Source organism: Pseudomonas sp. AP3_22 TE3818, from assembly GCF_053628995.1.
Genome location: NZ_JBRJHL010000001.1, coordinates 294,708 through 314,710 on the forward strand (window position 1 = coordinate 294,708; position 20,003 = coordinate 314,710).

A 20,003-nucleotide genomic window follows, 5' to 3' on the forward strand; every position below is an offset into this window, starting at 1 on the left:
CCCTTATTATTGGTAGACGTCGTGCTTGTGTGCTTTGGAGGCAGGCTGCTGCTGCGACGACTTGGCTTGCTCGACAGGGTCCTGGTCTTCATCGGGCAGGTACAGCGGGCCTTTTTGACCGCAGGCCGACACAAGGCAGGCAACCGCGAGGAGCGCAGCAAGGGAAGAGATCAGGCGCTTCATGGCGAAATCCTTGAAAATGCATTAATTGCGCCGGAGTATACCGGCCACCCGGCAGCTTGCCTATGCAACGGACCGCCCGTCCGGCGGGGGTTGGGCCGATACCGGTTGGTATCACGCAATCCCTGTGGGAGCGGGCTTGCCCGCGAAGGGGCCAGCACATTCAACCTCTTTGTTGACTGAGCCACCGCTTTCGCGGGCAAGCCCGCTCCCACAAACGGCCGCTTGGTCGTTATCCTTTGCAATCGACGAAGCTCGGCCGTATCTTGCGGCGCTTGAGCCTGATCAGACACTTTTTGAGGTTGCCGTAATGAGTTTGTCCGAAGCGCGTTTCCACGACCTGGTCGATACCACCCAGCAAACCCTGGAGGACATCTTTGACGACAGCGACCTGGACATCGACCTCGAAAGCTCGGCCGGTGTGTTGACCGTCAAGTTCGAGAACGGCACTTCGCTGATTTTCAGTCGCCAGGAGCCGCTGCGGCAGTTGTGGCTGGCCGCGGTGTCCGGTGGTTTCCACTTCGACTACGACGAAGAAAGCGAGCGCTGGATGTGTGACAAGAGCGAAGAGCAGTTGGGTGAAATGCTTGAGCGTATCGTCAAGCAGCAGGCCGGTGTCGAGCTCGATTTCGAAGGCCTGTGAGATCGTGACCCAGCCTGCGTCTGTCCGCCCACCGAAGCCGCTCTACAGTAATGTCAGCCCGGCGGTGCCGTCGCCATGCAGCGGTGTGTGTCGGCTGGACGAGCAGAAAGTCTGCCTGGGCTGCTTGCGCCATGTCGAAGACATCCGCGAATGGCGCTCGGCCGATGACGAGCGCCGACGGGTGATTTGCGCGCAGGCCCTGAACCGCCGACCTCTGTAGGAGCTGGCTTGCCAGCGATGGCGGCCTGCAGATCACCGCACATTTCAAAATCCCATCGCCGGCAAGCCGGCTCCTACAGGGTTTTCGCGCTGTCCGGTTCTGACTTGTATATTTTTTGAGCTGTGATAGTGTCCAGATACGCCTCAACCCATCGAGGCTTGTGAAAACCCCGCCTTTTTCTGGCGGGGTTTTGCTTTTTTCGTGCAGAAGAAAGGAGTCTGCCCAGATCATGACCGCACCTTCCATCACCCTTACCCGTCTGGACGTCCAGCGTCTGCAGCGCCTGATCGACAGCCTGGACGAGACGCTGCCGGGCGTTATTGCGCTGCAAACCGAACTGGATCGCGCCGATACCGTGGTCGGCCACGATGAAGTGCCGGCGGATGTCGTGACCATGAATTCCCGTGTGCATTGCCGGGAAGAAGGCAGTGGCAAGGACTACCACCTGACCCTGGTGTACCCCAAGGATGCGAATGCCGACCAAGGCAAGGTCTCGATCCTGGCGCCGGTGGGCAGCGCGCTGCTCGGTCTGAAGGTTGGCCAGCATATCGATTGGCCGGCTCCGGGCGGCAAGACCCTGAAGCTGACGCTGCTGGAAGTCGAATCGCAGCCGGCCAATGGCGGCGCGTTCCCGGAGTGACATTCCCTCAGACCTGATCGAGCGCCTCGTTCAATGCCTGCTCCAGGTCTGCTTTGTAGCGCAGGTACAGATGGGTGGAACTCTGCCCTTCGCCGAGCAGGCCTGACAGGTCGAGGTCGGTGATGTAGCAGCGGTAGCGGTCGGTTTCCCGGCGCTGCTCGACGATTTCCCGGGCGACCACGCTGAACAGCTGGTCGCCATGCTCCAGTTCGGAAAACTCCCGTTGATTGCAATACAGCGTCACCTGCACCTGACCCGGTGCGGCTTTGCCGACGATCGCCTGCACGTCGTAAAACGGTTTGTTCACTGGCGTCTGCGGCACCGGCCGGGCTTCAATGCGGCGCGCCCGGCCAGGGCCTGACGGTAGCAACTGGCAATACCGGGTGTCGAGGTTCAAGGGGTGGGCAGCGTCCATCGGCAACAGGGCATCGCGACGGTACTGGATCGATTGCAGGAAACGCTGCAGCGGCACCAGCAGGCTTTGCTCGTCGTGCCAGGGCAGGCGTTGCTGCCACAGGGCATTGAACTCATCGAGCACGTACAGATCAGCCTGATCTTCGTTGACCCGGTAGAACACCTGGATGCAGTCCGGCTGGCCCGTTGGCAGCAACAGCGCCAGGTCGTGCTCTTCCAGTGCGTTTGGATCCAGGTGAAGCGGGCTGTAGCTCGCCATTTCTTCACCCAGGTAGTCGATCAACGCCGGCAGGGTGTCCAGTGCGATGTGCTGGACCTGTCCCGGTACCAGCTCCAGCACGTGGTAGTGCTGCTGGACCTGGATCAGGTAGCGGTGATTGAGCCGGCTCAGCAGCAGGTTCTGCGCAGTGTCGAGGATGTCTTCCACCCGTTGGGCGATGAACTGCGCGCGGTTATGGCAGAAACAGCGCACCCTCAGCTTCGGCTGTTGCGGCCCGGCTGGCAGGTTGTTGAGGTAATCGCGAATGCAGTCGAGCAGGGCGTGGGGGCCGTCGTAGCGAGCCACCAGCACTTCGTTCCAGCTATTGAGCGTGACCTGGTCCAGCGTCAGCACCAGGTTTTCCCGAACCCCGGCGTAGCTCAGGGAATCGGTGCGCTCGGTGGTCATCAGGATGTTCAGGTCGCGATGGTGCTTGAGCGGATCGATGCCGACATTTACCAGAATCAGCACTTCACTCGGCACGCTGGCGCGCAGCAGAGGTTCTTCGGCGACGGTGGGCAAGGGCAGGGCGATAGTCTGTTGCAGGCTGCCGAGCAGGTTGAACAGCTCGAACTCGCTCAAGTCGCTGGTGCCCGGGTGCAGGGCCAGGCGGGTACTGCTGTCGATTACGCCATTGCGGTGGCACCAGGTCAGCAGCTCGAGCAAGTGACGGCTGCGTTTGATCGGCGCGAAATGTTCCCACTCCAGCGCCGTCAGGCTGCCGTTGTACAAACCCCACTGGCTTTGCCCCGGTTCTTTCTTGTTCGGCGCGTGCACCAGCGTCAGGGTGTCTTCAGCCAGGTCCGGGGCGATCCCGGGGTTGATGAATTCGACTTTGCCGGCCTTGCGCTCGAAAGCGGCGTATAGCCGACGCCCGAGGACACTCAGGTCGCGCTTGTTGATGCGGCTGACCGTTTGCTCCTGTCGGGCAAACTGGGTGAGGAAGCGGTAGCTGTAGTTCAGTTCATTGACCAGTGCCCGCCGCTCGGAGCCGACCTGGCGGACTTTCCACTGACTGCGGCTATCGAGCAAGGCCAGTTGGCGCGGGTCCCAGCGCCATTCATGGGCCAGGCGCTCGAGCAAAGAACGTTGCCAGCCCTGGGTGCGGCTGCTGCCGGTCAGTTTGCGATTGACCTTCAGGTACAGCGCGCGACGCACCAGTTCCAGCCGTTCCGGTTCGTTGCGGGCGATCAGGTATTCCTCGATGCGCCGGTACACCACGACGTACGGGTCCAGCTCGTCGAGGTCGAGCCGGTTGGCGAACACCGCTTGCTTGAAGCGCAGGCTCAGGCAATGGACCCTGGGGTGTTCGCTGGCATAGACCTCGGTCAGCAGCAGTTTGAGTACCGACTTGTAGGGCGACTCGATGCCCTTGAACAACTGCCAGAGCCCGGCGCCGATAAACTCGCCAGGCGGGATAAAGGCCAGGTTGCCGAGGTCGAGGGTTTCATCGGAGCGGATAAAGCGCTTGGAAATCAAGGTATGGGTGTAGCGGTCGTAGCTCGATTCTTCGTAGACCGGCACCAGCCACCAGATCGGCGTACGCCCGGCCAGCCAGATCGCGGTGCGGTAAAACTCGTCAAGCAACAGGTAGTGCTGGGTGGTGCCGCAATCCTCCGAACTCAGCTGGGTATCGCGCTCGCCACGGACGAAACGGGTCGGTTCGATCAGGAAAAAGTGCGCTTCGGCGCCCTGGCTGGCGGCCCAGGCTTCCAGCAGCTGGCATTTTTTGCGCAGTTCGGCGAGTTCGTTCTCGGTCAGGTCCGGCCCATGGCAGACCCAAACATCCATGTCGCTCTGGTCGGCCTGGGCCAGGGTGCCGAGGCTACCCATCAGGAACAGTCCGTGAATCGGCCTCGGCGGGTTGCTGCCGTGGCGAGGTTTGTAGGAAAACGAGCGGGTCAGGCGCTGGGCTTCTGCGAGGACATTGGCGTCCGGTTCGAAGTTCGACAGCCCCGCCGGCGTACTGCCGGAAACGTAGCCGGGCAATAGCGGATGATTAACGTGGAAAAACAGCGGCAGCAAGGTCAAAACTCCTTGCTGACGAGTCGACAAGCCTTCCATGGCACGAGCCATGCGCCCTTCGTTGAGTTTCAGAAAGCGTGCGCGCAGCTGGCTGAGAACCTTGCGGTCGATTCCCTCGTCCAGATCAGGGCGGATTTCATGGTTGCGGGTCATGTCAGCTCAAACCGGCTCGCAGGGCGCGGACGTGGGAGTCTCAGGTGGGGGGCAGTTTAGCGCCTCGACCACGGGACTTTTAAGCTGATTTTGTATTTCAGGCGTCAGATTTCTATCGCGTCGCGGCAGCGGGTAATGAAATGCGCCCGCGGAAATCCTTTCAGCAGGGGTTTCCGTGGGCGATGCAGGCGAATTCAGGCTGTTTCTTCGGCTCTCAGAATGGTGAGCATCGTTTGCACATTTTGCGCGGCGTCGCGACCCAGACTGGTGAGGTAGCCACCATCAGGCTGATCGGTCAGTTCTTTTTCAAAGAGACGTTTGGCGGCGGCAATGTGTTTCGGGGCAGCGGTCTGATGAATTTTCAGGCCTTCCTGGGAACTGTCCAGGTTGAAGAGTGCGAGGACTTCCAGTTCGGCAACCAGCTCAGGGGTAAGCGACATAAGGACTCCAGACTTTCTAGGAATTGGACGACAGCGCCCCTAAGGTGAACCCGCTTGTCCGGCATGTCCAGTGCTGGCGACAGGGTTTTTTTTCTCTGTAGGAGCAGCCGGTCGACGCTCGATTGCTCGCGATGGTCTTCAACGATGACGCTGGAAACCTGACGCCCCGCGGCGCTCTCGGGTTTTTCGCGAGCAAGCTCGCTCCTACAGGGGGGCGTAGGCCTACTGCTTTTGCGGCGGCAACTCGGGCAATGCGCGCAGCGCAGCTTCGTACCATTCGGTGTTGAACGCGCGGTCTTCTTCGAGGATCGCGTCGATTTCCACTGCCAAAACGTGAGCCATCAGGTTGAGAATCTCTTCCCGCTCGTAGCCCACCAGGGTCAGCTTGTTGAAGGTCGCCTTGGCCGCTGGCGGATTGTCGCTTTCGATCTGATTTTCGATAGCTTCGATCAAGGTATTTTCGGCGAATTCTTCTTCGTCGTCTTCGATGTCGATTGGCTCGCTCATGGCAGGCTCCTCAGGGAAAGGCGGCCAGTTTACCCGTATTCATTGGCGTGATGCTGCTGGCAAGAAACCCTCGAGCGTTCTATAAACAGGCACTGCCCACCCCGCATGGCCTGGAGGCTTTGTGATGATCAAGCTTTATGGATTCTCCGTCAGTAACTACTACAACATGGTCAAACTGGCGCTGCTGGAAAAAGGACTGCCTTTCGAAGAAGTGCCGTTTTACGGTGGCACCGCTCCCGAAGCACTGGCCATCAGCCCGCGTGGAAAGGTCCCGGTGCTGCACGTAGAGCAGGGGTTCATCAATGAAACCGCCGTCATCCTCGAATACATCGAGCAAAGCCAGAAAGGCACGCCACTGCTGCCGAGTGATCCGTTCGAGCGTGCTCAGGTACTGGCGCTGGCCAAGGAAATCGAGCTGTATATCGAACTGCCGGGCCGCGCCTGTTACGGCGAAGCCTTTTTTGGCATGACCCTGCCGGATGCGATCAAGGAAAAAACCAAGGCCGAACTGTTGCTGGGGATGGCTGCGCTGGGCCGGCACGGCAAATTCAGCCCTTACGTGGCGGGTGACCGCTTGAGCGTGGCGGATCTGTATTTCCTGTACAGCGTGCCGCTGGCGTGTGGCGTGGCACACAAGTTGTTCGGCATTGATTTGTTGGCTGAAATGCCGAAGGCCAAGGCGTTGCTGGAGCGTCTGGATCAGAATCCGAATGTGAAGCGGATCGCGGCGGACAAGGAGGCGGCGATGCCGGCGTTCATGGCGATGATTTCTGCCAGGAAGTAGATTTTTGCGGCGTTCTGTCGATCGCCTTCGCGAGCAAGCCCGCTCCCACAGGGTTTGATGTGAGAACCCAACCCAATGTGGGAGCGGGCTTGCTCGCGAAGCTTTTGACGATTTAGCGGCTGGCCAGAAGTGCCTGACCGCGAGCGACAGCAGCCTTCACCTGTGCCGGCGCGGTGCCGCCGATGTGGTTACGGGCATTGACCGAGCCTTCGAGGGTCAGCACGGCGAACACGTCCTGATCGATCTGGTCGCTGAACTTGCGCAGTTCTTCCAGGCTCATTTCCGCCAGGTCCTTGCCGCTGTCCACGCCGTACTTGACGGCATGACCGACGATTTCGTGGCAATCACGGAATGGCAGGCCGCGCCGCACCAGGTAGTCGGCCAGGTCGGTGGCGGTGGAGAAGCCGCGCAGGGCTGCTTCGCGCATCATCGCGTGCTTGGGCTTGATCGCCGGCACCATGTCGGCAAAGGCCCGCAGCGAGTCGCGCAGGGTGTCGGCGGCGTCGAACAGCGGTTCCTTGTCTTCCTGGTTGTCCTTGTTGTAGGCCAGTGGCTGGCCTTTCATCAGGGTCAGCAGGCCCATCAGCGCGCCGAATACGCGACCGGTCTTGCCGCGCACCAGCTCCGGCACGTCCGGGTTTTTCTTTTGCGGCATGATCGAGCTGCCGGTGCAGAAGCGGTCGGGCAGGTCGATGAACTGGAATTGCGCGCTGGTCCACAGCACCAGCTCCTCGGAGAAGCGCGACAGGTGCATCATCGCGATGCTGGCGGCCGAGCAGAATTCGATGGCGAAATCGCGATCGGAGACGTTATCCAGCGAATTGCCGCCAACCGCGTCGAAACCCAGCAGTTGGGCGGTGTACTCACGATCGATCGGATAGGTGGTGCCGGCCAGCGCCGCGCTGCCCAGCGGCATGCGGTTGGTACGCTTGCGGCAGTCGACCAGGCGCTCGTAGTCGCGGCTGAGCATTTCGAACCAGGCCAGCATGTGGTGCCCGAAGGTCACTGGCTGGGCAGTCTGCAGGTGGGTGAAGCCCGGCATGATGCTGGCGGCTTCGCGCTCGGCCTGCTCCAGCAAGCCTTTTTGCAGGCGAGTGATTTCGGCCAGGATCAGGTCGATTTCGTCACGCAACCACAGGCGGATATCGGTGGCGACCTGATCGTTACGGCTGCGGCCGGTATGCAGTTTTTTACCGGTCACGCCGATGCGGTCGGTCAGCCGCGCCTCGATGTTCATGTGGACGTCTTCAAGGTCGATGCGCCAGTCGAACTGGCCGGCCTCGATTTCACCCTGGATGGTCTTCAGGCCATCGATGATGCTGTCGCGCTCGGCATCGGTCAGCACGCCGACCTTGGCCAGCATGGTGGCGTGGGCGATCGAACCCATGATGTCGTGGCGATACAGGCGCTGGTCGAAGGTGACGGAGGCGGTGAAGCGGGCGACGAAGGCGTCGACGGGTTCACTGAAGCGGCCGCCCCAGGACTGATTGGTCTTGTCAGTGCTCATGAATTCGCTCGTATCGGCTTGAAGAAAGAAGGCGTGGAACGCTGGCGCGGATAATAACAGGGTTGCCAACCCTGTCGCTGACACTGGTCGATACGTTTTTTGGTGTAGGAGCGAGCTTGCTCGCGATGGGCGTTAACGATAACGCGTACTTCCTGGATAAACGCGTCGACGCCAGGTTCATCGCGAGCAAGCTCGCTCCTGCATTAGCGCAACGATATTTTTCAATTGAGCAATAACGTCCCGGCAACCGTCTACAGTTGGACAGTAGGATCAGCGCACTTCTCGGTGCAAACGCTGACCATAAGAAGAGGGGGTGTTCATATTGCATATCAGCAAACCCTGTGGCGATGTGTCGCCAATGCGGGCCTGGGCCGCCAATCGCCCGGCAGATGAAAATTTAGCCGCCGGACCAGCGGCACTTTTTGACGCTCGGGCTAGTCTTAGCGTGGATCGCGGTGACGGACGTCACTTCACCTGTCTACGCTATCCTTGTGCGAGACTCACGCAGGAATCCAGCGCAATATGAATGTCCTGATCGTTGATGACGAACCCTTGGCCCGCGAGCGCCTGTGCCGAATGGTTGGCGAACTCGAGGGATACAGTGTCCTGGAGCCTAGTGCCACGAATGGCGAAGAGGCGTTGGCACTGATCGACAGCCACAAGCCGGATATCGTGCTGCTTGATATCCGCATGCCCGGCCTCGATGGCCTGCAAGTGGCTGCACGGTTATGCGAACGCGAAACTCCGCCCGCCGTGGTGTTCTGCGCCGGGCCCGATGAATTTGCCGTGGAAGCCTTACAGGCCAGCGCCGTAGGCTATCTGGTGAAACCTGTGAGACCTGAACAGTTACATGACGCATTAAAGAGAGCCGAGCGCCCAAATCGTGCCCAGCTCGCCGCCCTGACCCGCCCTGCCGCCGAAAGCGGCAGCGGACCGCGCAGCCACATCAGCGCCCGAACCCGTAAAGGGATCGAGCTGATTCCGCTGGATCAGGTGGTGTACTTCATTGCCGACCACAAATACGTAACCTTGCGTCACGAAAGCGGTGAAGTACTGCTCGATGAGCCACTCAAGGCCCTCGAGGACGAATTCGGTGACCGTTTCGTGCGTATCCATCGCAACGCACTGGTCGCCCGTGAGCGTATCGAGCGACTGCAACGCACACCCCTGGGGCATTTCCAGCTGTTCCTCAAAGGCCTCAATGGTGATGCGCTGATCGTCAGCCGGCGCCATGTGGCTGGCGTGCGCAAGATGATGCAACAGCTCTAAACAGCTGTGCGCAGGCGAATTTCACACCCGATTGCCGGACATCCGGGGCCAGGGAGGCCGAGTAGTATCTGATACAAGTCAAAGTGGATTTGGCTGAGCTGTTATTATCCGTCGTATCTATTCAGTACGGATTGATCCATGTCCTCTCGCGAAATCCGCATCGCCACCCGCAAAAGCGCACTCGCCCTGTGGCAGGCCGAATACGTCAAAGCCCGCCTTGAAGCGGCTCACCCGGGCCTGGTGGTGACTCTCGTCCCCATGGTCAGTCGTGGTGACAAGCTGCTTGACTCTCCGCTGTCGAAAATCGGCGGCAAGGGCCTGTTCGTCAAGGAACTCGAAACCGCGCTGTTGGACAATGAAGCCGACATCGCCGTGCACTCCATGAAGGACGTGCCGATGGACTTCCCCGAAGGTCTTGGCCTGTACTGCATTTGCGAACGGGAAGATCCGCGCGACGCCTTCGTTTCCAACACCTTCACCAGCCTGGATGAGTTACCTCAGGGCAGCATCGTCGGCACCTCCAGCCTGCGTCGCCAGGCGCAATTGCTGACCCGCCGCCCTGATCTGGAAATCCGCTTCCTGCGCGGCAACGTCAACACGCGCCTGGCCAAGCTCGATGCCGGTGAATACGACGCCATCATCCTTGCCGCTGCCGGCCTGATCCGACTGGGTTTTGAAGACCGCATCACTTCGGCCATCAGTGTCGACGACAGCCTTCCGGCCGGTGGCCAGGGCGCGGTGGGTATCGAATGCCGCAGCGCCGACAATGAAATCCATGCGCTGCTGGCGCCCCTGCATCACCAGGACACCGCCACCCGCGTGACCGCCGAACGTGCCCTCAACAAGCACCTCAATGGCGGTTGCCAGGTACCGATTGCCTGCTACGCCGTGCTGGAGGGTGAGCAGCTCTGGTTGCGCGGACTGGTGGGCGATCCAGCGGGTGGCCTGCTGCTCAGCGCACAAGCCCGTGCCCCTCGCGGCGATGCCGAGGCACTGGGTGTGCGTGTCGCTGAAGACCTTCTGAGCCAGGGTGCCGACGCCATTCTCAAAGCGGTCTATGGCGAGGCAGGTCACGAGTGACCGGCTGGCGCTTGCTGCTGACGCGTCCCGCCGATGAGGCGGCGGCGCTGGGCAGTTTTTTGGCCGGACAGGGGATTTTCAGCAGCAGTCTGCCGCTTTTGGACATCGTGCCGATTGCGGCGACTGACACAATGCGCCAGGTGGTTCAGACGCTGGAAAAGTTCTGCGCAATCATCGTGGTCAGCAAGCCTGCCGCCCGGATCGGCGTCGAACTGCTCGAGCGGTTTCGGCCAGCGCCGCCCGCTGTGAAGTGGTTCAGCGTCGGCGCGGCGACAGCGCAGATCCTCCAGTCTCACGGATTGGACGTGAGCTTCCCGGCAGAGGGTGATGACAGTGAGGCCTTGCTCGAACTTTCCCGCCTGCGCGAGGCTATCGCACAACCCGATGCGCGGGTGCTGATCCTGCGCGGGGAGGGTGGGCGCGAATTGCTGGCTGAGCGCTTGCGTGAGCTTGGTGCTAGTGTCGAGTATCTGGAGCTGTACCGCCGGGCAATGCCGATTTACCCGCCGCAAGTGCTGCCGCAACGGATCCAGGCGGAACGCCTGAACGGGCTGGTGGTCAGCAGTGGACAAGGTTTTGAGCACCTGCATCAATTGGCCGGCGATGCCTGGCCGCAGTTGGCGCGGTTGCCGTTGTTTGTACCAAGCCCCAGGGTTGCCGAGCTGGCGCATGCCGCCGGGGCCAAAACAGTTGTGGATTGTCGTGGCGCGAGTGCCGCGGCCTTGCTGACGGCGTTACGGGAGCAACCCGTACCCGTTTTCTGATGCAAAGGATGGATACGTGAGCGAAACAGCCTTGCCTAAAGATGACTCGCGACCGGTGCTTGATGCACCTGTTGATGCTCCTCTAGAAGAAATGCCGCCGCCGTCACCAGCTGCCGAGCAGCGTAGAGGCAATGGTCTGGCAATCCTCGCACTGTTGCTGGGCGCGGCCGGTGTCGCGGTGGGCGGCTGGGGTGTCTGGCAGGTGCGTCACCTGCAGGCCAACAATCAGCAGCAGTTGAGCCAGGTACAGGCGTTGAATGACCAGGCGCAGAACCTCAAGCTCAATGAGGAGCGCCTGAGCGCACGCCTGGCACAATTGCCGGCTGCCGATGAGCTGGAAGCACGCAGTCGCCTGGTGATCCAGCTGCAAGGTGATCAGCAGCGTTTGAACCAGCGTCTGGAAACCGTACTCGGCGCCAGTCGCAAGGACTGGCGTCTGGCCGAGGCCGAGCACTTGCTGCGTCTGGCCAGCCTGCGACTGTCGGCCTTGCAGGACATCAGCAGCGCCCAGGCACTGGTCCAGGGTGCCGACGAGATACTGCGTGAGCAGAACGATCCGGGCTCCTTTGCCGCGCGCGAGCAGGTGGCCAAGACCCTGATTGCCTTGCGCAGTACCGAACAACCGGACCGCACCGGGCTGTTTCTGCGTCTGGGCGCACTGCGCGATCAAGTGGCCAGCCTCACCGAGCTGGCACCGGAGTACAAGGACCGTGGCGATTCGCTGCTGGGCCTGACTGCCGATGGCGACGGTGCCAGTCGCTGGGCGCAATGGTGGGATCAGATTTCGCGCTACATCCGTATCGATTTCAATGCCGATAAAAACGTTCGTCCATTGCTGGCCGGCCAGAGCCTGAGTCAGGTACGCCTGGCCCTGAGCCTGGCGCTGGAGCAGGCACAGTGGGCCGCACTCAATGGTCAGGCCGCGGTGTACTCCCAAGTGCTGGACGAAGCGCGGGACATCCTCAAGGGCAACTTCAACCCGGACAACTCGCAAAGCAAAGTCATGCTTGAGCAGGTCGCCGAGTTGAGCAGGCAACCTGTCACCGTAGTCACCCCGGACATGACCGGCACTCTGAGTGCAGTGCAGGGGTACCTGGAACGGCGCAACGTCAACGCCGAAGATTCGGTCAAGCCAATGGCCAGGCCTGCCGCGAACACCGCGCCGGAGGCCACGCCATGAAGCGCCTCTATGTGATCGTGTTCCTCGCGATCGCCGCTACCGCTGCGCTGGGGCTGGCGATTGCCGAACATTCCGGTTATGTGCTGATTGCCTACAAGACCTTCCGCTATGAGTCGAGCCTGTGGGCTACTTTGGCGCTGGTGGCTGTGCTGTGGCTGGTGATCTGGGGTATCAAGGCGCTGGTCGAACTGGTGATGGCTTCCAGCGGGGTGGTCAACCCGTGGTCGCGGCGTAACCGCAGCCGTCGGGTGCAGGTGGCGATCGAGCACGGTCAACTGGACCTGGCCGAGGGGCGCTGGGCCAGCGCGCAACGTCACTTGCATCGGGCTGCCGAGGCCGAGCGCCAGCCGTTGCTTTACTACCTGGGTGCGGCCCGTGCCGCAAACGAACAAGGCAATTACGAAGAAAGCGACAACTTGCTGGAGCGCGCCCTGGAGCGTCAGCCTCAGGCCGAGTTGGCGATCGCCTTGAATCACGCCCAGTTGCAGACCGACCGCGGTGATACCGACGGCGCCCTCGCCACCTTGCAAGCCATGCGTGAGCGCCATCCTCATAACGCACAGACCCTGCGTCAGTTGCAGCGTCTGCTTCAACAACGTGGTGACTGGTCGGCAGTGATTCGCCTGCTGCCGGAACTGCGCAAGGACAAGGTTCTGCCGGCGGCCGAACTCACCGAACTGGAGCGTCGGGCCTGGGGGGCGAACCTGTCTCTGGCGGCGCAACGGGAAGAAGGCGGAGCGGTGGGGCAGCAAGCGCTCGAACGTGCCTGGCAGCAACTGACCTCGGCGCAACGCCAGGAGCCGCAACTGGTGCTCGCCTATGCCGAGCAACTGCGGCAATTGGGGGCTCAGGTCGAAGCCGAGGACGTCCTGCGCACCGCGCTCAAGCGCAGCTACGACAGTCATCTGGCTCGTCTCTACGGGCTGGTGCGCGGCAATGATCCGGCCCGCCAGTTGCAGGCCGCTGAAGGCTGGCTCAAGGACCATCCGACCGATCCTGGCCTGCTGCTGACACTGGGTCGTCTGTGCCTGCAAAACAGTTTGTGGGGCAAGGCCCGGGACTATCTGGAAAGCAGCCTGCGTGTACAACGCAATCCGGAAGCCTGTGCGGAACTGGCGCGGCTGTTGGCGCAAATGGGCGATACCGAGCGCAGCAACCAGCTGTTTCAGGAAGGCCTGGGATTGCTGGATGAGCGCTTGCTCGCTGCCCCTCTGCCTGTGCCAGTGCGCGCTTGACCCATTCGCTGGGGCCAGGCTCCGGCGTCTGTGTGATGGACTGCGGCGAGGCAGCAATCGCCCTCGTCGCAGTGAGAGGATTCGCTGAAACTCGGTTACCCATTCTCGTCGCAGGCAAAGTCCTACAGAGGACTACTTTTTATCCTCTCGTCTGTGTCGGGATTTCCCTACACTTCTGCTGAAGTCTCCGTGGGCGCCTGCCTTGAAAGGCCGCCGCGCTTTCCTCTACCGTAACGGCCTGTCACTACTTTTACGGATAAGCCATGTCTTTGGCCTGCTCACGCTCCTTGTTTTTCATGGCTTTCATTGCGGGTGCCCTGGCGTTGGGCGTTTCCTACTACCTGGAATATGCGGTCGGCCTGAGGCCTTGCGGCTTGTGTCTGGTGCAGCGGTTTTGTCTGGCGCTCCTGACCGGTGTCTGCCTGATGGCTTCGGTCCATGGTCCAGGTCGCATCGGAACCGTTCTGTATTGGCTGCTCAGTCTTGGATGCAGCCTGGCCGGCACTGTCACGGCGTGGCGGCAGGTTCTGTTGCAAAGCCTTCCGATGGAACAGGCAGCGGCGTGCTCCACCCATCTGGCGGATATGTTCGCCGGTTCTGCGCTGCTCTCCATCCTGCAGCAAGTGTTCAAGGGCGCTGTCGATTGTGTGGAAATTTCCTGGACGCTGTTCGACCTGAGTCTCACGGAGTGGAGCCTGCTGTTCTTCGTCGCGATGATGATTCTGGCCGTTTACCAGTCGTTGCGACTGGTCTGGATCAGCTATCAGCGACCGCTCAGCGACGAGTCGTCGCACCGGGTCTTTGCCGGCGATTAAACACTTGTATGAACTTTATCGCCTGCGTACCTTGAAGCCAGTGACGTGCGGGCATAATCTGGCCCGCACGTGTCATTGGAATTATGTTGCTCGATGACGCTCAGCCTGACCGCCCACCGATGTTACAAGAGGCGAGCGGGCATAGAGCAGCTGACCCACAAGGGAAGAGAGATCACCATGCTCGAAAGTTGTCAGAATGCTCAGGAACGCTGGGGTGGAGTGCACCTGCTGATCGATCGCTGGTTGCAGGAACGACACGAACTGATCGGGGCCTATGACGCTCTTGGCGCAAAGCCTGAGGCGTTGGGTGAGAACCGCAAGCCTTTGCAGGAGTTCTGCGGCGTGCTGGTCGATTATGTTTCGGCCGGGCACTTCGAGATCTACGAGCAACTGACGGGGGAGGCCAAGGCCTTCAACGACACGCGTGGCCTGGAACTCGCCGAGACGATCTACCCGCGCATCGACGTCATCACAGAGAAGCTGCTCGCGTTCAATGACCTGTGCGATGAAGGCAAATGCGTCGCCGAGAAATTCAAGGAACTGGGTGGCCTGCTGCATGAACGCTTCGAGCTGGAAGACTGCCTGATCGAAGTGTTGCACACGGCCCACAAGGAAGCCGATTCGGTTCAGGCCTGAAGCGCTTTCTGCAAGATCCCGAAACGGCGTGCCGAGGCACGCCGTTTTTCGTTTGTGTCGTCAGCCAGTGGCACCGCGCAATTCGATTTCAAACACCAGTGGTGTGAACGGTGCGATCACGTCACCGGCACCCTCGGCGCCATAGGCCTGGGCCGAGGGAATCACCAGTCGCCATTTCGCCCCGACCGGCATGTTTTGCAATGCGCTGCGCCATCCGGCGATCACGCTGTCGAGACTGAACCATTGAGGCTGACTGTTCTGATCGAACACCGTGCCGTCGGGCAAGCGACCGATGTACAGCACCTGCACCTTGCCGTTGGGTCCTGCCTTGGCGCCAGCGCCCGGCGTCAACTCGGTCAGCAGCACGCCGTCAGCCAGTTCGCGCACGCCGGGTCTGGCTTTCTCGGTGGCAAGAAAGCGCTGTTCCTTTTCCAGTGCCAATTCACTTTGCGGCTCGGCCGACTGCATGGCAATCCGCGCTTCATGCTCGGTCAATATCTGCTGGATCTGCTCGTCTTTCAGCGCCAGCGGCTTGCCCTGATAGGCTTGTTGCAATCCCTCGACCAGTGCCTGGAGTTGCAGGTCGGGAGCCTCCTGGCGCAAGCGTTCGCCAAGGCTCGCACCCAGGCTGTAAGCGAGATCGTGGGCTTCATTTTCCGGTGTTGTTTCGGCGGCCTGGGCGATCGAAAAAAACACGCACAGCGATAAAAAAAGGCAGCGCGACATGGGCACTCTCCGACCTGAATTGCGGGCGATTATGCCAGCGAGAATGCGCGCAACGGTGAACTGCTTTCACGTCGACGCAGAAGTTTTTCAGTCCTTTGCAACACAACGCTTTCGATAGTGTCAACATGCCCTAGCGGCGGTTGCAGCAGAGGTCTAGTATGAGCCGCACTCACTTCAGCCAGGAGGTAAATCATGTCGGCCACCAAGAAGCCAGTAAACACTCCGTTGCACCTGCTCCAACAACTCTCGGGCAGCCTGCTCGAGCATCTGGAAACCGCTTGTTCCGAAGCCTTGGCTGATGCTGAAAAACTGCTCGCCAAACTGGAAAAGCAGCGTGGAAAAGCGCAAGAAAAACTGCACAAGTCCCGCACCAAATTGCAGGACGCTGCGGCGGCCGGAAAAGCCAAGGCGCAAGCCAAGGCCAAGGGCGCAGTGACCGATCTTGAGGAACTGCTCGATGCCCTCAAGGATCGTCAATCGGAAACCCGCGGCTACATTCTGCAACTCAAGCGCGATGCCCAGGAAAGCCTGAAACTGGCCCAGGGTGTCGGTCGTGTACAAGAGGCTGTCGGCAAGGTGTTGTCCCTGCGTTCGGCCAAGCCTGCTGCGGCACCTGCGAAGAAAGCCGCTGCCAAACCGGCTGCTGCAAAAGCACCGGCCAAGCCTGCTGCTGCAAAACCGGCCGCTGCCAAACCGGTAGCTAAAACCGCCGCAGCCAAACCTGCTGCAAAACCTGCAGCGAGAAAACCGGCCGCTGCCAGCGCTGCAAAACCTGCGGCTAAAACCACGGCTGCCAAACCAGCCGCTGCACGACCTGCCGCCGCAAGAACCGCTGCTGCCAAACCAGCCGTGGCTAAAACCGCAGCCGCTAAACCAGCCGCTAAATCGGCGGCAAAACCAGCTGCAAAACCAGCTGCAAAACCGGCCGCTAAACCAGCTGCCCGCACCGCTGCTGCGAAACCTGCTGCCAAGCCGGCTGCAAAACCTGTCGCTGCAAAACCGGCCGCTAAACCAGCAGCCAAGCCAGCGGCAAAACCTGCTGTAAAAGCGGCTGCCAAACCTGCTGCTAAACCAGCCGCCAAACCAGCTGCAGCAAAACCAGCCGTTGCCGCCAAGCCAGCAGCGGCCAAACCAGCTGCTAAACCAGCTGCTGCAAAACCTGCTGCAAAACCCGCAGCCAAACCTGCTGTGAAGAAGCCGGTTGCCGCCAAGCCAGCCACCGCTCCGGTTGCAAAGCCAGCCACCGCACCGGCTGCCAAGCCAGCCAACCCGGCTCCGGTAGCAACGTCTGCTTTGGCAGCAGCCACCTCGACAGCTACGCCAGCGCCAACGCCGGCCGCCGCATCGATCGCAGCAACCACCCCAACCAGCGCTTCCTAAGTGCCGGTTACCGCGACGCGCAGCTGATGCAGCGCGTCGCGGTGCAGGTGGGCGGCCTCGGCCGTCGCACCTTCCAGCCAGGCCGCCAGATCGGTCTCGGCATTTTGCGGCCAACTCTGCGCCGCTCTCTCCAGCCGCAACAACAGATGCCGTTCGGCTTCCAGCTCGAGTGCCTTCACTTGTTCACGCAAGGTCTGCAAGTCGACGTCTTCCGTGGCCGCGGCTTTCCACTGTGTGCGCAAGGTGCGCAACGGCCGCACGACATCGATGTCCCACGAGGCGGCCACACTGCGCAGTAGCTGCAAGCGCTGCTCATCGCAGGCCACGCCTCGTTGTCCCAACCACGCACCACACAGCAGCAGACACACATTGACCCCCGCCGACTGCAATTGCAGGCATGCCTGCTCAACACCGGGACGGGCGTAAGTGGTCAGGGAAAAGCTCCACAGGTCAGAGGACATAGTGCTACTCGCGCCAGTTGCGAGCGAAGCTGGTAGACTCCGCCGCCATTATGATTCGACTTCAGAACCTGACTTTACAGCGTGGCCCGCAACGTCTGCTAGAAGACGCCGAGCTGACCCTGCACGCCGGCCAGAAAGCCGGCCTCATCGGTGCCAACGGCGCCGGCAAATCGAGCCTGTTCGCCTTGCTTCGGGGCGAACTGCACCCGGACTCGGGTGATTGCTTTCTGCCGGCCGACTGGCGTATCGCCCACATGCGCCAGGAGGTCGACACCCTCGAACGCCTGGCGGTCGACTACGTGCTCGATGGCGACTTGCGCCTGCGCCAGGTGCAACGCGACCTGGCGGCAGCCGAAGCGGCCCATGACGGTGCCGCACAGGCCCGCCTGCATTCGGAACTCGACAGCGCCGACGGTTATACCGCCGACGCCCGGGCGCGCAAGTTGCTGGCCGGTCTTGGGTTCACCAACGAGCAGATGGATCGTCAGGTCGGAGACTTCTCCGGTGGCTGGCGGATGCGTCTGAACCTGGCGCAGGCCTTGATGTGCCCATCGGACCTGCTGCTGCTCGACGAACCGACCAACCACCTGGACCTCGACGCCATCATCTGGCTTGAGGAATGGCTCAAGAGCTATCCGGGCACCCTGATGCTGATCTCCCACGACCGGGACTTCCTCGATGCCGTGGTCGACCACGTGGCCCACGTCGATCAGCGCAAGATCACCCTTTACCGCGGTGGCTACAGCGCCTTCGAGCGCGCCCGTGCCGAACGCCTGGCCCAGCAACAGCAAGCGTACGAGAAGCAGCAGGCGCAACGTGCGCACATGGAAAGCTACATCGCCCGCTTCAAGGCCCAGGCTACCAAGGCCCGTCAGGCCCAGAGCCGGATCAAGGCCCTGGAGCGGATGGAAGAGCTGACCGCTGCCCATGTCGATTCGCCGTTCGACTTCGTCTTCCGCGAATCGCAGAAAATTTCCAGCCCGCTGATCGACCTGTCCGATGCCCGCCTGGGTTACGGCGACAAAACCGTGCTGGAGAAGGTCAAGCTGCAACTGACCCCGGGTGCGCGCATCGGCCTGCTCGGCCCTAACGGCGCCGGTAAATCGACCCTGATCAAGAACCTTGCCGGTGAGCTCTCGCCATTGGCCGGTCGCTTGACCCGTGGCGAGAACACCGTGGTCGGTTACTTCGCTCAACATCAGCTCGACTCTCTGGACTCCAAGGCCAGCCCGTTGCTGCACTTGCAACGCCTGGCACCGACCGAGCGCGAACAGACCCTGCGCGACTTCCTCGGCGGTTTCGACTTCCGTGGCGCGCGGATCGACGAGCCGGTGCTGAATTTCTCCGGTGGCGAGAAAGCGCGCCTGGCCCTGGCATTGATTGCCTGGGACCGGCCGAACCTGTTGCTGCTCGACGAACCGACCAACCACCTGGACCTGGAAATGCGCCTGGCGCTGACCATGGCCCTGCAGGAGTTCAGTGGTGCGGTACTGGTGGTCTCTCACGATCGTCATTTGCTCAAAAGCACCACCGACAACTTCTATCTGGTGGCGGATGGCAAGGTCGAAGAGTTCGACGGCGACCTGGAGGACTACACCCGCTGGCTGGTGGAGTATCGCCAGCGCAATGCCCCGGTCAGCAGCACCCCGGTCAATCCGGACAAGACCGACAAGAAAGCCCAGCGTCAGGCTGCAGCGGCGTTGCGTCAGCAACTGGCCCCACACAAGCGTGAGGCTGACAAGCTCGAAGCCGAACTGGGCAAGCTCCATGAAAAACTGGCGAAGGTCGATACCAGCCTTGGCGACAGCGACATCTACGAGCCGGCGCGCAAGAACGAATTGCGTGACCTGCTGGCCGAGCAGGCCAAGCTGAAAGTGCGTGAAGCAGAGCTGGAAGAAGCGTGGATGGAAGCCCTGGAATTGCTGGAAAGCATGCAGGCGGAGTTGGAGGCGCTGTCCTGATGGACGCCTTCAAGCTGCCGTTGCCGGCGGTGTGGGTCGAGCCGATCTGGCTCGGCGTGCAAATCCTGCTGATCCTGCTCGCCGGCTACTTCACCCAGCGCTTCGTCGCCAAAGGCCTGACCCGTCTCGGTGAGCGTTACCCGTTTCCGCCGCAATTGATGATGCCGCTGCGGGGCGGCTTGCGCTGGCTGATCATGGGCAGCGCGCTGATTTTCGTCCTCGAGCGACTCGGTGTATCGGCCACGGTCCTCTGGACTGCGTTGTCCGGTTTCGTCGCCGTCGCGGCGGTGGCGTTTTTTGCCATGTGGAGCGTGCTCTCGAACCTGCTGTGCGCGATCCTGATCTTTACCGTCGGCCCGTTCCGCATAGGTGACGTGGTCGAGTTGGTGGACACCACCGACAAGCCCGGCGTCAAAGGTCGGGTGGTGGCGATCAATCTTCTTTACACCACGTTGCTCGAGGCCGAAGAAGTCGGAACCGGCAGCGCCATGGTGCAGGTGCCCAACAGTTTGTTCTTCCAGCGTTCGGTGCGGCGCTGGCGCGGGACGGATGTGTTTCCTTCCAGCGGGTTTGAAAAGTAAACCTTCTGCTGCCTGATACAACGCTTTCGCGAGCAAGCCCGCTCCCACAGGTGATCGCGTTCTTATTAGCGACATCGGTCTGATGTGGGAGCGGGCTTGCTCGCGAAAGGGCCCTCAAGCACTGAACGCTGGTCGGCCGTCGC

Annotated in this window: 21 protein-coding genes and 1 pseudogene; 15 read left to right on the plus strand and 7 right to left on the minus strand. The window is 61.2% G+C overall.

The window, feature by feature from the left end; translation table 11 throughout:
- Positions 1-6 precede the first annotated feature (6 nt).
- Positions 7-183, minus strand: coding sequence for an LPS translocon maturation chaperone LptM (lptM, locus tag AB7M25_RS01435; RefSeq protein ID WP_007980804.1), 177 nt, complete (start codon positions 181-183; stop codon positions 7-9).
- Positions 184-490: 307 nt separating this feature from the next.
- Here lptM and cyaY point away from each other — a divergent pair, with 307 nt between their 5' ends.
- The 3 genes from cyaY (at position 491) to rnk (ending at position 1,683) form a co-directional block, all read left to right on the plus strand.
- Positions 491-823, plus strand: coding sequence for an iron donor protein CyaY (gene cyaY / locus AB7M25_RS01440; protein WP_429387082.1), 333 nt, complete (start codon positions 491-493; stop codon positions 821-823).
- A 4-nt stretch (positions 824-827) separates the two neighbouring features.
- Positions 828-1,043, plus strand: a complete 216-nt coding sequence (locus AB7M25_RS01445) for a DUF1289 domain-containing protein (protein WP_429387084.1) — start codon at positions 828-830, stop codon at positions 1,041-1,043.
- A gap of 229 nt (positions 1,044-1,272) precedes the next feature.
- Complete coding sequence (rnk, locus tag AB7M25_RS01450; protein WP_429387086.1) at positions 1,273-1,683, plus strand: nucleoside diphosphate kinase regulator; 411 nt, start codon at positions 1,273-1,275, stop codon at positions 1,681-1,683.
- Positions 1,684-1,690: 7 nt separating this feature from the next.
- Here the strand turns inward: rnk and AB7M25_RS01455 are convergent, their stop codons facing one another.
- The 3 genes from AB7M25_RS01455 to AB7M25_RS01465 form a co-directional block, all read right to left on the minus strand.
- Positions 1,691-4,534 (minus strand): class I adenylate cyclase, encoded by a 2,844-nt coding sequence (locus AB7M25_RS01455; protein WP_454236910.1) that lies wholly within the window; start codon positions 4,532-4,534, stop codon positions 1,691-1,693.
- 194 nt (positions 4,535-4,728) lie between these two features.
- Entirely contained in the window at positions 4,729-4,974 is a 246-nt protein-coding gene (locus AB7M25_RS01460; protein ID WP_104450258.1) for a TIGR02647 family protein, read from the minus strand.
- A gap of 222 nt (positions 4,975-5,196) precedes the next feature.
- Positions 5,197-5,481: a hypothetical protein gene (locus AB7M25_RS01465; RefSeq protein WP_007978820.1), complete on the minus strand. Its 285-nt coding sequence runs from the start codon at positions 5,479-5,481 to the stop codon at positions 5,197-5,199.
- A 124-nt stretch (positions 5,482-5,605) separates the two neighbouring features.
- On the opposite strand from AB7M25_RS01465, the gene AB7M25_RS01470 reads away from it, so the two are divergent.
- Complete coding sequence (locus AB7M25_RS01470) at positions 5,606-6,265, plus strand: glutathione S-transferase family protein (protein WP_429387091.1); 660 nt, start codon at positions 5,606-5,608, stop codon at positions 6,263-6,265.
- Between the two features lie 112 nt (positions 6,266-6,377).
- On the opposite strand, the gene argH is transcribed toward AB7M25_RS01470, so the two are convergent.
- Complete coding sequence (argH, locus tag AB7M25_RS01475; RefSeq protein ID WP_007978825.1) at positions 6,378-7,772, minus strand: argininosuccinate lyase; 1,395 nt, start codon at positions 7,770-7,772, stop codon at positions 6,378-6,380.
- 403 nt (positions 7,773-8,175) lie between these two features.
- Here argH and AB7M25_RS01480 point away from each other — a divergent pair.
- From AB7M25_RS01480 to AB7M25_RS01515, 8 genes and pseudogenes are all read left to right on the plus strand, one after another.
- A pseudogene (locus AB7M25_RS01480) lies at positions 8,176-8,298 on the plus strand (sensor histidine kinase); the annotation flags it as partial.
- Positions 8,295-9,041 (plus strand): LytR/AlgR family response regulator transcription factor, encoded by a 747-nt coding sequence (locus AB7M25_RS01485; RefSeq protein WP_454236911.1) that lies wholly within the window; start codon positions 8,295-8,297, stop codon positions 9,039-9,041. The pseudogene AB7M25_RS01480 and the gene AB7M25_RS01485, both read left to right, overlap by 4 nt.
- 138 nt (positions 9,042-9,179) lie before the next feature.
- Complete coding sequence (gene hemC, locus AB7M25_RS01490) at positions 9,180-10,121, plus strand: hydroxymethylbilane synthase (protein ID WP_429517483.1); 942 nt, start codon at positions 9,180-9,182, stop codon at positions 10,119-10,121.
- Positions 10,118-10,885, plus strand: a complete 768-nt coding sequence (locus AB7M25_RS01495; RefSeq protein ID WP_454236912.1) for a uroporphyrinogen-III synthase — start codon at positions 10,118-10,120, stop codon at positions 10,883-10,885. Before hemC ends, AB7M25_RS01495 begins: the two co-directional genes overlap by 4 nt.
- Before the next feature lie 16 nt (positions 10,886-10,901).
- Positions 10,902-12,065, plus strand: a complete 1,164-nt coding sequence (locus tag AB7M25_RS01500) for a uroporphyrinogen-III C-methyltransferase (RefSeq protein ID WP_258682915.1) — start codon at positions 10,902-10,904, stop codon at positions 12,063-12,065.
- A complete protein-coding gene (locus AB7M25_RS01505; protein ID WP_454236913.1) occupies positions 12,062-13,300 on the plus strand; it encodes a heme biosynthesis HemY N-terminal domain-containing protein in 1,239 nt (412 codons plus the stop codon). Before AB7M25_RS01500 ends, AB7M25_RS01505 begins: the two co-directional genes overlap by 4 nt.
- 263 nt (positions 13,301-13,563) lie before the next feature.
- The gene (locus tag AB7M25_RS01510) at positions 13,564-14,115 is read left to right on the plus strand and encodes a disulfide bond formation protein B (protein ID WP_429517486.1); all 552 of its coding nucleotides are present in this window, start codon (positions 13,564-13,566) and stop codon (positions 14,113-14,115) included.
- A 177-nt stretch (positions 14,116-14,292) separates the two neighbouring features.
- Positions 14,293-14,751, plus strand: a complete 459-nt coding sequence (locus AB7M25_RS01515; protein WP_015097328.1) for an Rsd/AlgQ family anti-sigma factor — start codon at positions 14,293-14,295, stop codon at positions 14,749-14,751.
- Between the two features lie 60 nt (positions 14,752-14,811).
- On the opposite strand, the gene AB7M25_RS01520 is transcribed toward AB7M25_RS01515, so the two are convergent.
- Positions 14,812-15,477, minus strand: a complete 666-nt coding sequence (locus tag AB7M25_RS01520) for an FKBP-type peptidyl-prolyl cis-trans isomerase (RefSeq protein ID WP_429387107.1) — start codon at positions 15,475-15,477, stop codon at positions 14,812-14,814.
- A 192-nt stretch (positions 15,478-15,669) separates the two neighbouring features.
- Between AB7M25_RS01520 and AB7M25_RS01525 the strand changes: the two genes are divergently transcribed.
- Positions 15,670-16,857 carry an AlgP family protein gene (locus tag AB7M25_RS01525; protein WP_429560962.1) on the plus strand — a complete coding sequence of 396 codons (1,188 nt, stop codon included), beginning with the start codon at positions 15,670-15,672 and terminating at the stop codon, positions 16,855-16,857.
- Here AB7M25_RS01525 and AB7M25_RS01530 read toward each other — a convergent pair.
- Positions 16,854-17,318: a TIGR02444 family protein gene (locus AB7M25_RS01530; protein WP_258682911.1), complete on the minus strand. Its 465-nt coding sequence runs from the start codon at positions 17,316-17,318 to the stop codon at positions 16,854-16,856. The genes AB7M25_RS01525 and AB7M25_RS01530 overlap by 4 nt on opposite strands.
- 50 nt (positions 17,319-17,368) lie before the next feature.
- Here AB7M25_RS01530 and AB7M25_RS01535 point away from each other — a divergent pair, with 50 nt between their 5' ends.
- Together AB7M25_RS01535 and AB7M25_RS01540 are read left to right on the plus strand one after the other, a co-directional pair.
- On the plus strand, positions 17,369-19,279 hold the full coding sequence (locus AB7M25_RS01535; RefSeq protein WP_104450245.1) for an ATP-binding cassette domain-containing protein: 1,911 nt from the start codon (positions 17,369-17,371) through the stop codon (positions 19,277-19,279).
- The gene (locus tag AB7M25_RS01540) at positions 19,279-19,860 is read left to right on the plus strand and encodes a mechanosensitive ion channel family protein (protein ID WP_007978849.1); all 582 of its coding nucleotides are present in this window, start codon (positions 19,279-19,281) and stop codon (positions 19,858-19,860) included. The genes AB7M25_RS01535 and AB7M25_RS01540 overlap by 1 nt, the downstream gene beginning before the upstream one ends.
- The last annotated feature ends 143 nt before the right edge of the window (positions 19,861-20,003 follow it).

Excerpts from the sequence above, each read along its gene's own strand:
- AB7M25_RS01485 (WP_454236911.1), top strand. The coding sequence starts at position 8,295 with ATGAATGTCCTGATCGTTGATGACGAACCCTTGGCCCGCGAGCGCCTG.
- argH (WP_007978825.1), bottom strand. The coding sequence starts at position 7,772 with ATGAGCACTGACAAGACCAATCAGTCCTGGGGCGGCCGCTTCAGTGAA.
- AB7M25_RS01515 (WP_015097328.1), top strand. The coding sequence starts at position 14,293 with ATGCTCGAAAGTTGTCAGAATGCTCAGGAACGCTGGGGTGGAGTGCAC.
- AB7M25_RS01510 (WP_429517486.1), top strand. The coding sequence starts at position 13,564 with ATGTCTTTGGCCTGCTCACGCTCCTTGTTTTTCATGGCTTTCATTGCG.
- AB7M25_RS01460 (WP_104450258.1), bottom strand. The coding sequence starts at position 4,974 with ATGTCGCTTACCCCTGAGCTGGTTGCCGAACTGGAAGTCCTCGCACTC.
- AB7M25_RS01470 (WP_429387091.1), top strand. The coding sequence starts at position 5,606 with ATGATCAAGCTTTATGGATTCTCCGTCAGTAACTACTACAACATGGTC.
- AB7M25_RS01525 (WP_429560962.1), top strand. The coding sequence starts at position 15,670 with ATGTCGGCCACCAAGAAGCCAGTAAACACTCCGTTGCACCTGCTCCAA.
- AB7M25_RS01505 (WP_454236913.1), top strand. The coding sequence starts at position 12,062 with ATGAAGCGCCTCTATGTGATCGTGTTCCTCGCGATCGCCGCTACCGCT.
- AB7M25_RS01540 (WP_007978849.1), top strand. The coding sequence starts at position 19,279 with ATGGACGCCTTCAAGCTGCCGTTGCCGGCGGTGTGGGTCGAGCCGATC.
- lptM (WP_007980804.1), bottom strand. The coding sequence starts at position 183 with ATGAAGCGCCTGATCTCTTCCCTTGCTGCGCTCCTCGCGGTTGCCTGC.
- hemC (WP_429517483.1), top strand. The coding sequence starts at position 9,180 with ATGTCCTCTCGCGAAATCCGCATCGCCACCCGCAAAAGCGCACTCGCC.
- rnk (WP_429387086.1), top strand. The coding sequence starts at position 1,273 with ATGACCGCACCTTCCATCACCCTTACCCGTCTGGACGTCCAGCGTCTG.
- cyaY (WP_429387082.1), top strand. The coding sequence starts at position 491 with ATGAGTTTGTCCGAAGCGCGTTTCCACGACCTGGTCGATACCACCCAG.
- AB7M25_RS01455 (WP_454236910.1), bottom strand. The coding sequence starts at position 4,534 with ATGACCCGCAACCATGAAATCCGCCCTGATCTGGACGAGGGAATCGAC.
- AB7M25_RS01530 (WP_258682911.1), bottom strand. The coding sequence starts at position 17,318 with ATGTCCTCTGACCTGTGGAGCTTTTCCCTGACCACTTACGCCCGTCCC.
- AB7M25_RS01465 (WP_007978820.1), bottom strand. The coding sequence starts at position 5,481 with ATGAGCGAGCCAATCGACATCGAAGACGACGAAGAAGAATTCGCCGAA.
- AB7M25_RS01535 (WP_104450245.1), top strand. The coding sequence starts at position 17,369 with ATGATTCGACTTCAGAACCTGACTTTACAGCGTGGCCCGCAACGTCTG.
- AB7M25_RS01520 (WP_429387107.1), bottom strand. The coding sequence starts at position 15,477 with ATGTCGCGCTGCCTTTTTTTATCGCTGTGCGTGTTTTTTTCGATCGCC.